Genomic DNA, 10,222 nt, shown 5'->3' with positions numbered 1-10,222 from the left:
GTCACAGGGGACACGCCGACATGACGCACCTCGCATGGATCGCCTTCTGGATACCGGCCCTGCTGCTGGTCCACGTGTTCATCGGTTATCCGCTGATCGTGTGGGCGCAGGCCCGGCTACGCCCCCTGCCCGTGGCCCGCCGCCCGATCCTGCCGACGATCACGGTGGTGATGGCGGTGCACGATGGCGCCCGCCACCTGCGTGCCAAGCTGGCCCACTTACGCGCGCTCGACTACCCGGCGGATCGCATCGACATCGTGCTCGCCTGCGATGGCTGCCGCGATGACACCGTCGCCCTCGCGCAGCGCGATACCGACCCACGCCTTACCGTGCTGGTATTCGAGCAGCGTCGTGGCATGGCCGCCTGCCTCAACGACGCCGTGGCCCACGCCACGGGCGAACTGCTTCTGTTCACCGACGTGCGCCAACGCCTCTCTCCCGGCGCGGCACGCGAACTAGCTGCCAACTTCGCCGACCCGACGGTCGGCGCGGTGGGCGGCGAATTGCAGATGGAGAACGTCCAGGGCGGTTTCGCCCAGGGCGTCGATTTCTACTGGCGCTACGAGAAGGCAATCCGCCACGCGGAAAGCCTATCGGGATCGACCATCGGCGTAAGCGGCGCGCTCTACGCGATGCGCAGGGGGCTGTTCCGCCCCCTTCCCGAAGGCACGGTGCTCGACGACGTGCTGGTGCCGATGCGCGTCGCGGCGCAGGGCTACCGCGTGATCTTCGAACCCCGTGCCATCGCCTGGGACCAGCCGTCACACCTTCCTGACCAGGAACGGCGACGCAAGATCCGCACACTGGCAGGCAACTATCAGTTGATCCAGCTGGCGCCCTGGCTCGCTTCGCCCGCCGACAATTCGCTCTGGTTCCGCTTCGCCAGCCACAAGCTGCTGCGCCTGCTCGCGCCCTGGCTGATGGTGTCGATGACGCTGGCCAGCGCGGCGCTGTCCACGCGGCATCCCATGTACGCCCTCACCTTCGGCGGCATCGTCGCCGCGATGCTCATGGTGGGGCTGGCGGTGCTGGCCCCTTCGCTGGGCCGTCGTTTTCCCCTGCGCATCGCACTGGCGTTCTTCTACCTCAACCTCTTCGCGGCACAGGCCCTGCTCGCCTTCGCCCGCAACCGAAGGCTGCACCTATGGTGATCGACATGACCCGACGAGGCGCATCCGGCATCAGGGGCCGACTGGGCCAGCTGTGCTACTCCAGCGGTCTACTGCATCCGCTGCAACGCGTGCGCGCGTGGTGGCAGCGCGACCTGCGTATCCTGGCCTACCACCGCGTGATGCCGTTGCCCGATCCGGACACCTACGCCTTCGACATGGAGCTGATCAGCACGCCGCCGGAGGAATTCCGTGAGCAGATGATCCGGCTGAAGCGGCACTTCCGCCCGATCCGCCTCACCGATGTCGTGGCGGCGCTGGACGCGGGCGAGGCGTTGCCGCCAGATACCGTGGCGGTGACCTTCGACGATGGCTACGACGACAACTACCACGTTGCCGCGCCGATCCTCGCTGAACTCGGTGTGCCCGCCACGTTCTTCGTGTCCACAGGACATATCGACACCGGCCGGCCCTACGCTTACGACTGGCTGGTCCACATGATCCTGGTGACGGTGGCCCCGCGCCTCGTTCTACCCGAACTGGGCATCGACGTGCCGCTGCCGAAGGAGCGGGCACTGCGTCGCCGTCTTGCCGGACAGGTACTCCTGCGCATGAAGTGGCTCGACGCACTGGCACAGACGGCCATGACCGAGCGCCTCGAAGCGGAATGGAACATGCCGTCCGACTATGCGCGCCCGTTCGAGTGCCGCCCGATGACCTGGGACCAGGTTCGCGAGATCGAGGCGGCGGGACTGGAGATCGGCTCGCATGGCGTGCACCACCGCATGCTCGCCCGTCTGCCGCTGGACGAGATGGAGCGCGAGGTCCGCGAATCCAAGGCCACGCTCGACCGCGAGCTGGCGCAGCCGTCGATCCTCATGTCGTACCCGGTCGGCGGCGATCGCGCGTACAACGATGCGGTGATTTCTGCGACCCGACATGCCGGCTTCCAGCTGGCATGCAGCTATGTCTGTGGTACCAACCCCGAACCGTCGGAGAATCGTTACGCGCTGAACCGGCTGCCAGTCGAGAGCAACATGGGGCCGGGCTGGTTCGCCGCCATGCTGGCCCTGCCCCAGCTGATGAGCTATCCGACCGCGGCCCATGAGACGAACGGCCCGCAGGTGCAGCCATGTTCCCCCTGATCCTGCTTTACGTCGTGCTCACCATCATCCGGCCACAGGACTACGTGGCCGGACTCGATACGGTGCCCTTGCTTCCCGTCGTGCTGCTGCTTGCCTTCCTGGCCTGGGCCATCTCGCGCGACAAGACCTTCGAAGCGCCGCAGTTCATCATCCTGCCGGCCTTCCTGCTGGTGCTGATGATCTCGGAGGTGACCAACGGCTGGACCGGTGGCGCCCTCGACGAACTGGCGCGTTTCGGCCCCGTGGTGATCGCCTTCTACGTCTTCGGTGCGGCGTGCACCACGCAACGTCGCGTGGGCATCGCCATGGCTGTGTTCGTGCTGTGCGCCACGGTGCTCGCGCTGCACGGCGTCGAACAGGCGCGTACCGGCATGGGCTGGACGGGCATCCCGCTCGGCGACGGCAACCGCATCCAGTACGTCGGCATCTTCAATGACCCGAACGATCTCGGCCTGCTCTTCGCGGCGACACTGCCCATGGCGATGTACCTGGGCCGCCCCGGCAAGGGCCTCATGCGTTGTTTCTGGCTGGGCTGCGCGCTGTTGCTGCTGTACGGCACCTACCTGACCAACTCGCGCGGCGCCATGCTGGCCGTGCTGGTCATCGCCGGCTGCTACGTCTGGTACCGCCGCGGCATCGTCGTCGCCGGCATGCTCGGCGTGCTCGGCCTGGCGGCGATGAAGCTGGTCAGCTCGCGCATGGACGAACTGGACGCGGGCGAGGAATCCGCCGCCGGTCGCGTGGACGCCTGGTACGCCGGCCTGGAGATGTTTCGCGAACATCCGGCCTTCGGCGTGGGTGCCGGCAACTTCACCGAGTACAACGAACTCACGGCGCACAACTCCTTCGTGCTGGTGCTCGCCGAAACGGGCTTCATCGGCTTCGTAGCGTGGCTGGCCTTCGTCGGCTACGGCTTCTGGATGATGCTCACGGTGATCCGCCACCCGCCCGCCGAGGTCGGCCCGGCCTGGGTCGCCGAACGACAGATGGCGCTGACCCTGCTGCTGTCCCTGTGCGGCCTCTTTGCCTGCGCGTTCTTCCTCAGCCGCAGCTACATGGTGGTGCTGTACCTCATCGCCGCCATGGTCGCCGGCTACTACATCGGCGCCCGGCGGCGCTGGCCGCACCTTCCCGTCTTCCGGCTGGCCGACCATGGCTGGCGCTGGGTTCCCCTCGGCGCCGGCGGCGTGGCCTTCATCTTCGTTCTTGTCGCCGTGCTGCTGCGAACCGTATGAGCGCCTACGAAACCGCCCTCCGCCGTGTCATCTGGCCCGCCTACGAAGGCGGCCTGCGTCGTCGCGACACGCCTAGCCACATGCGCCGCTACGAGCGCGACCAGTGGCTCGCGCCCGAGGAAATCGCGGCGCTCCAGTTCGAACGGCTGCGCCGGCTCGTCCACTGGTGCCATCGCGAAGTGCCTTATTACCGGCGCCGCTGGGACGCGCTAGGTATCACGCCGTTCGACATCCGTCATCCGGAGGACATCGCGCGACTGCCCGTGCTGACCAAGGCCGACATCCGCGACAACTTCGACGATCTGAAGGCGATATCGCTGAAGGATTCGCTCGGCTACAAGAACACGGGCGGTTCCACCGGGGAGCCCCTGCGTTTCGGCTTTACCCGCGAAAGCAACGACCGCCGCGTCGCCGTGATGTGGCGCGGCTACGGCTGGGCGGGCTCGCGCATGGGGCGGCGGACGCTGTTCCTGTGGGGTGGTCCGGTGGGCGAACCGTCGCTGGCCCACCGCGTGAAGGATCGCGTCTACAACGCCGTGTTCGCACGCAAGCTGCTCGACAGCTTCCCCATGACCGAAGCGAACATGGCGGACTACGCCGACGCGATCGACCACTGGCGTCCCGAGGTGATCGTCGGCTACGTGGGCCCGCTGGTCCGTCTCGCCGAATGGCTGCTGGCCACCGGCCGAAAGATCGCCCGGCCGGCCTCGATCATCGGCGCCGCCGAGGCACTGCATCCTTTCCAGCGGACGTTGATCGAAGAAGCCTTCGGCGCGCCCGCCTACAACACCTACGGCTGTCGCGAATTCATGCTGATCGCCTCGGAATGCGAGCACCGCGACGGCCTGCACGTCAACGCCGACCATCTCATCGTAGAAACGCTGGACGCCCACGGTTCGCCCGTTCGCACCGGCAGTGGCGAAATCGCCATCACCGACCTGTTCAACTACGGCATGCCCTTCATCCGCTATGTCAACGGCGACATGGCCACGCATGGCCCGCGTCGCTGCGCCTGCGGTCGCGGCCTGCCGATGCTGGCCTCCGTGGACGGGCGCAAGCTGGACGCCATTCGCACGGCGGATGGGTACGTGCTTCCGGGGGAATTCTTCCCGCACATGCTGAAAGACGTGCCGGGCCTGGCCCGCTTCCAGCTCGTGCAGCGCCGACTCGATCGGCTCGACCTGTCCATCGTGCGTGGTCGTGGCTTCGAGGACGCCTCACTCGACTATATCCGTCGCGAAGTGGCGAAGGTGCTCGGCGACAGCGCCCAGCTGCACTGCCATTTCGTCGACGACATCCCGCTCACGCGCAGCGGCAAGCTCCGCGTCACCGTTTCGGAACTGGCACCGTGAACATCTCCCACTTCGTGGAAAACCTCAATCGCGGCGGCCTCGAGCGCATGGTGCTCGACCTGGTGAAGACCCAGCACGCGCAGGGCGAGCGGGTGCAGGTCGTGTGCCTCTACGAGGCCGGTGCGCTCGCCCACGAGCTGGAGACGCTCGGCATCCCCGTGCATGCCTGCGGCAAGCGCGATGGCCTCGATGTGCGAGCGCTCGGTCGCGCGCGTGCCTTCCTCGCCGCTCACCGCACCGAGGTGCTGCATACCCATAACGTGGTGGCGCATTACCAGGCCGTGCTCGCCAGCCTCGGCATGGGCATCCGCCAGGTGGTGAACACGCGGCACGGCATGGGTGCGCATCGCAAGCCGGGCCGCCGCGAGTGGTTGTTCCGCCGCGCGCTGCGCGCCACCGACGCCGTGGTCGCCGTCTGCGAGGCCGCCCGCCAGGACGCCATCGCGCGCGGTATCGTGCCGGCGGCGAAGACCTGCGTGGTACCTAACGGCATCGTGCTCGACCGCTTCGACATCGCATCCGACACCATGCACGAGCGCCTCGCGCGCCTGATCAACGTACCGCTGGGCACGCGCATCATCGGCACCGTGGGCCGCCTCAACTGGACCAAGGACCAGGCCTCGCTCATCCGCGCCTTTCGTATCGTTCGCCGCAACCGTCCGGATACCGCGCTGGTGCTGATCGGCGATGGCGAACTGCGCGAGACGCTGCGCGCCTGCGCCTTCGACGAAGGCGTGGCCGGCAGCGTGCATTTCCTTGGCGATCGCGACGACGTGCGCGAACTGCTCCAGGGCCTCGACCTGTTCGCGCTGTCGTCGGTGACCGAGGGGTATTCCATGGCCTTGCTGGAAGCCTGTGCGACCGGCCTGCCCATCGTCGCCACGAATGTCGGGGGCAATGCCGAGATCGTCGACGATCGCACCACGGGGCGCCTCGTGCCCGCAGGCGATCCTACCTCCCTGGCGCAGGCAATGCTTGAGGTGCTGCAAACGACGCGCCAGGCCCAGAGCCTGGGCCGTGCGGCACGACTCTGGGTGGAAACGCACGGATCGCTGGACGCCATGGCCGAGCGCTATGGCCGGCTTTACTTCGGCGGCGTGGGGTCCTTCGCATGAAAGTGCTCATCGTCACCAACCTGTTTCCCACGCCCTGGGACGCACGGCGTGGAACCTTCAATCGCCAGCAGTTCCAGAAGCTGGGCGATCGTCACGACGTGCATGTGCTCACCGCCGTGGATTTCCGCGAACGCCGTGGGCCGGCACGCGAGGACGTGCGCGTGCCCGGCATCGATGTGCGCTGGTTCACTTTCTGGCACCCGCCGGGCATCGGTCGTTTCCTAAACGCCCTGTGCTTTCTCGCCAGCGTGATGTGGCAGCACAGCAAGCGGCTGCGCGGCGAAGGCTACGACGTGCTGCTGGCCAGCTGGGCCTATCCGGACGCCGTGGCCGGCGCATGGATGGCGCGCCTGCTCGGCATACCGCATGTGGTCAAGGTGCACGGCAGCGACCTCAACGTGCAGGCCGACGCGACGCTGCGTCGCCCACAGATCCGCCAGGCCTTGCGTTCCGCCGGCATGGTGGTGGCCGTGAGCAAGGCGCTCGCGGCGAAGGCCGTGGACATCGGCGCCGATCCCGAACGCGTGCGGACCATCTACAACGGCGTGGACACTCGGCTGTTTACACCGGGCGACCGCGTCGCCGCGCGGCGGCGGTTGGACCTGCCGCCGGAGGCACCGATCGTGCTCTATGTCGGCAACCTGAAGGCCAGCAAGGGCTGCCACGATCTAGCGCGCGCTTTTCCGCACGTGACCGCCCGGCACCACGACGCACGGCTGGTCTATGTCGGCGGCGGTCCGGATCGCGAGAGCCTGGAGCGCCTGACTGGCAGCGTGTGCAGTGCGCCCGCCGTGCGCTTTGCCGGCGCCGCCGACCATGCCTCGCTGGCCGACTGGTTCCGTGCCGCCGACGTGCTCTGCCTGCCCAGCCACAACGAAGGCGTGCCCAACGTCGTGCTGGAAGCCATGGCTTGCGGTACGCCCGTCGTCGCGACCTCCGTGGGTGGCATACCCGAGGTGTTGCCGCCGTGGGCGGGCCTGCTCGTGCCACCGCACCGGCCGGACGACCTGGGCGCCGCGTTGCTGGCCTCGCTGGGCCGCCACTACGACGCCGCCGCCATCGTGGCGCACGCTGCCACCTTCCGCTGGGACGACAACATCGACCAGCTCGACCGGGCCCTGGCGCAGGCCGTGTCCGGTGCTCACGCCCACCTGGGTGCCAACGCATGATCCGCCGACCGAAAAAACACGAACTGCTGGCCCTGCTACCGGAAACCCTGGTGCTTACCCGCACGCGCGACACCGCGCTGCGCTACCTGAGCTTCGACGACGGTCCGGACCCGGAGCACACGCCGCCGTTGCTCGATACGCTCGCGCGACACGGCGTGAAAGCGAGCTTCTTCCTCGTCGGCGAAAAGATCGAAGCCCATCCGGAGATCGTCGAGCGCATCGTCGCCGAGGGGCACATGGTGGGTAATCATTCCTACAGCCACTGGTCGTTCCGCAACATGGACATCACGCACCAGCTCGACGAGGTGTATCGCACCGACGCCCTGCTGCGGCGCTTCGACGATCGGCCGCATCACCGCATGCGTCCGCCGCACGGCTATGTGGGTGCCCGCCTGCTGATGCACTTCGCGACGCAGCGGCGCAGCCTGGTCTACTGGTCGTACGACAGCCTCGACTACCAGGAACAACCGATCGAGATGCTGGTGACCCGCCTGCTCGACGCGCCGCCCGCGCCGGGCGACATCGTGCTGATGCACGACGACAGCGGCAAGGCGACCGCCGCACTGGACATCGTGTTGCCGCAATGGCTGGCACGCGGCATGCGCTTTGCCGCCCTGCCGGGGAACGCACCATGAACATCCTCTACCACCACCGGACACGCGGCCGGCATGTCGAGGGCGTGCATATCCGCGGCATCGTGCATGCGCTGCGCGAACTGGGCCATCGGGTGGACGTGATGTCCTTTCCCGGTGCCGATCCGGAGAACGAGACCGAATCGACGGGTGGTGGCAAGGGGCGCCTGGCGGGCGTCGTCACCCGTCTGCCCGGCATCGTCTTCGAGCTGTTCGAGCTGCTCTACAACCTCGTGACCCTGGCCCGGATGACCCGTGCGTGGCGTCGCGCCACGCCAGCGTTGATCTACGAGCGCTATTCGCTGTTCCTGTTCGCCACCGTCTGGCTGGCCCGGCGGCGGGGCATTCCCATCGTGCTGGAGATCAACGATTCGGCGCTGGTGGATCGCGTGCGCCCGCTGACCATGAAAGGCTTGGCGAAACGTATCGAAGGCTGGTGCCTGCGCCAGGCGACCGGGCTGGTGTTCATCTCGACCTGGTTCCGCGATCGTGCGGTCGAGGCCTATGGCGACATCGCACCGTCGGTAATTTCGCCCAATGCCGTGGACCTTCCCCGTTTCGACCCGTCGCGCTTCGACCGCGACGGGCTGCGCCGGGAACGCGGGCTGGAGGGCCGCACGGTCTGTGGCCATATCGGCGCCTTTGCGCATTGGCACGGCATGGACGCATTCGTGGAGGCCATCGCGAATCGGCTTGCCGAGGCCCCGGATCTCGCCCTGGTCTTCGTGGGCGACGGCAAGACGCTGCCTGCCGTGCGCGAGCTGGTCGCCGGCCGGGGCCTTGCCGACCGCGTGCTGCTACCGGGCCGCGTGCCGCACGACGAGGTCGCGAGCTGGATCGCCTGCATGGACTATGCCGTCCTGCCGAATTCCAATCACTACGGCTCTCCCATGAAACTGTTCGAGTTCATGGGCATGGGGGTGGCGGTGGTCGCGCCGGACTACGCGCCGGTCGCGGAGGTGATCGCCGACGGCCGCACCGGCTGGCTGTTCCCGCGCGGCGACGCAGGCGCCTGCGTGGAACGGGTACTGGCGCTGGCCGCCCATGCCGAGGAACGACGCCGGATCGGCGCCGCCGCCCGCGACTACATCGCCAGTGAACGGCAGTGGCGCAACAACGCCGAACAGCTGCTGACCCTGGTGCCTCACGGAGCCACGGCATGATCGCGTCCGCCATCGTCGTCCTTCTCGCCCTGCTGGCCGTCGCGGTCACGCTGGCGATACGCGCGCGCAATATGCAGTACTGGTTGTGGGGTTACCTGACCCGACCGAAGCCGCCGAAGGTTGATGGTCCGATCCACGTGATGTTTTGCTTTGTGGATCACTTCGAGCCCAATTGGGGACGCGTGGACATGCCGACGCAGCGCCACCGCGTGGATCGCTGGTGCAAGGAGTACCGCGCGCTAGCTTCGCGCCATCGTGATGCGGACGGCGTCATGCCGCAGCATTGCTTTTTCTATCCCGAGGAAGAGTACGTACCCGAGCATCTGGACAAGTTGCAGGCGCTTTGCGCGGAAGGCTATGGCGAGATCGAGATCCACCTGCATCACGATAACGATACGCCGGAGAACTTCGTCGCCACCCTCGACCGCTTCAACCGTCTGCTCCACGAGCGCCATGACGCCCTTCCGCGCGATCCGGTCACCGGCCAGCTGCGCTTCGCCTTTATCCACGGCAACTGGTGCCTGGACAATTCTCGGGCCGACGGACGTTGGTGCGGGATCAACAACGAACTGGTGTTGCTGCGCGAGCTGGGCTGTTATGCCGACTTCACCCTGCCCTCGGCACCCAGCGAGACGCAGACGGCGATGTCCAACGCCATTTATTACGCGACAGACGATCCCTGCTGCCCGAAGTCCCACGACAAGGGCGTGCCGATGCGGGTCGGCGGCAAGCCCAGTGGCGACCTGCTCATCATTCAGGGTGTGCTTGGCCTCAACTGGAAGAACCGTCGCTTCGGCATCATCCCGCGCATCGAAAACTCGGACATCCGCCGAGGCTATCCGCCGACGCGCGATCGCGTGGATCAGTGGGTCCGCACGGGTATCCATGTGGAGGGGCGGCCGGAGTGGATGTTCATCAAGGTCCACACGCATGGTACGCAGGAGCGTGACATGGACACCTTGCTGGGTGATCCGGTAGACGACATGCACACCTACCTGGAGTCACGCTATAACGACGGCCAGCGTTACGTACTGCACTATGTGACGGCCCGCGAGATGTACAACATCGCGAAGGCCGCCGAGGCTGGGCATGTCGGTGACCCTGGCCAATACAGGGATTTCGAACTGGGTCGCCCGGGCCGTTCGCGCGTCCAAGCCCAGAAACACGCCATGCATAGCTAGCCCCGTCGTTCCTGTGAAAACAGGAACCCAGCGCCTCGGTTCACCAGCACCGCGATGGCGTTACATCGGCTTTTGCGTAGGAGGCCGCGACGAGACAACCGATTGCCTCGCGCTGGGTTCC

The 10,222-nt window shown here is 67.0% G+C and carries 9 protein-coding genes; all 9 read left to right on the top strand.

Translation table 11 applies throughout. The annotated features are described in order from the left end of the window. Positions 1 to 20: 20 nt before the first annotated feature. The 9 genes from GAK28_RS09840 to GAK28_RS09800 are packed head-to-tail and all read left to right on the top strand — an operon-like array spanning position 21 to position 10,101. Positions 21 to 1,151, top strand: coding sequence for a glycosyltransferase family 2 protein (locus tag GAK28_RS09840; RefSeq protein WP_291777891.1), 1,131 nt, complete (start codon positions 21 to 23; stop codon positions 1,149 to 1,151). Between the two features lie 5 nt (positions 1,152 to 1,156). Continuing rightward, positions 1,157 to 2,254 (top strand): polysaccharide deacetylase family protein, encoded by a 1,098-nt coding sequence (locus tag GAK28_RS09835; protein WP_291777888.1) that lies wholly within the window; start codon positions 1,157 to 1,159, stop codon positions 2,252 to 2,254. Then, positions 2,242 to 3,489 carry an O-antigen ligase family protein gene (locus tag GAK28_RS09830; RefSeq protein ID WP_291777885.1) on the top strand — a complete coding sequence of 416 codons (1,248 nt, stop codon included), beginning with the start codon at positions 2,242 to 2,244 and terminating at the stop codon, positions 3,487 to 3,489. The genes GAK28_RS09835 and GAK28_RS09830 overlap by 13 nt, the downstream gene beginning before the upstream one ends. Next, on the top strand, positions 3,486 to 4,841 hold the full coding sequence (locus GAK28_RS09825; protein WP_291777882.1) for a phenylacetate--CoA ligase family protein: 1,356 nt from the start codon (positions 3,486 to 3,488) through the stop codon (positions 4,839 to 4,841). Before GAK28_RS09830 ends, GAK28_RS09825 begins: the two co-directional genes overlap by 4 nt. After that, positions 4,838 to 5,956: a glycosyltransferase gene (locus GAK28_RS09820; RefSeq protein WP_291777879.1), complete on the top strand. Its 1,119-nt coding sequence runs from the start codon at positions 4,838 to 4,840 to the stop codon at positions 5,954 to 5,956. Before GAK28_RS09825 ends, GAK28_RS09820 begins: the two co-directional genes overlap by 4 nt. Next, entirely contained in the window at positions 5,953 to 7,125 is a 1,173-nt protein-coding gene (locus tag GAK28_RS09815) for a glycosyltransferase family 4 protein (RefSeq protein WP_291777876.1), read from the top strand. Before GAK28_RS09820 ends, GAK28_RS09815 begins: the two co-directional genes overlap by 4 nt. After that, complete coding sequence (locus tag GAK28_RS09810; RefSeq protein ID WP_291777872.1) at positions 7,122 to 7,760, top strand: polysaccharide deacetylase family protein; 639 nt, start codon at positions 7,122 to 7,124, stop codon at positions 7,758 to 7,760. Before GAK28_RS09815 ends, GAK28_RS09810 begins: the two co-directional genes overlap by 4 nt. Further along, a complete protein-coding gene (locus tag GAK28_RS09805; protein WP_291777870.1) occupies positions 7,757 to 8,920 on the top strand; it encodes a glycosyltransferase family 4 protein in 1,164 nt (387 codons plus the stop codon). Before GAK28_RS09810 ends, GAK28_RS09805 begins: the two co-directional genes overlap by 4 nt. Beyond that, entirely contained in the window at positions 8,917 to 10,101 is a 1,185-nt protein-coding gene (locus tag GAK28_RS09800) for a hypothetical protein (RefSeq protein ID WP_291777867.1), read from the top strand. The genes GAK28_RS09805 and GAK28_RS09800 overlap by 4 nt, the downstream gene beginning before the upstream one ends. Positions 10,102 to 10,222: the final 121 nt, after the last annotated feature.

It is taken from the genome of Luteibacter sp. (assembly GCF_009912395.1).
Lineage (GTDB): Bacteria > Pseudomonadota > Gammaproteobacteria > Xanthomonadales > Rhodanobacteraceae > Luteibacter.
The sequence above is the reverse complement of the archived record's forward strand: the minus strand, read 5'-3'. Positions and strand labels throughout refer to the sequence as shown.

Coding starts and splice junctions, on each gene's coding strand:
- GAK28_RS09840 (WP_291777891.1), top strand. CDS start 21: ATGACGCACCTCGCATGGATCGCCTTCTGGATACCGGCCCTGCTGCTG.
- GAK28_RS09835 (WP_291777888.1), top strand. CDS start 1,157: ATGACCCGACGAGGCGCATCCGGCATCAGGGGCCGACTGGGCCAGCTG.
- GAK28_RS09830 (WP_291777885.1), top strand. CDS start 2,242: ATGTTCCCCCTGATCCTGCTTTACGTCGTGCTCACCATCATCCGGCCA.
- GAK28_RS09825 (WP_291777882.1), top strand. CDS start 3,486: ATGAGCGCCTACGAAACCGCCCTCCGCCGTGTCATCTGGCCCGCCTAC.
- GAK28_RS09815 (WP_291777876.1), top strand. CDS start 5,953: ATGAAAGTGCTCATCGTCACCAACCTGTTTCCCACGCCCTGGGACGCA.
- GAK28_RS09810 (WP_291777872.1), top strand. CDS start 7,122: ATGATCCGCCGACCGAAAAAACACGAACTGCTGGCCCTGCTACCGGAA.
- GAK28_RS09805 (WP_291777870.1), top strand. CDS start 7,757: ATGAACATCCTCTACCACCACCGGACACGCGGCCGGCATGTCGAGGGC.
- GAK28_RS09800 (WP_291777867.1), top strand. CDS start 8,917: ATGATCGCGTCCGCCATCGTCGTCCTTCTCGCCCTGCTGGCCGTCGCG.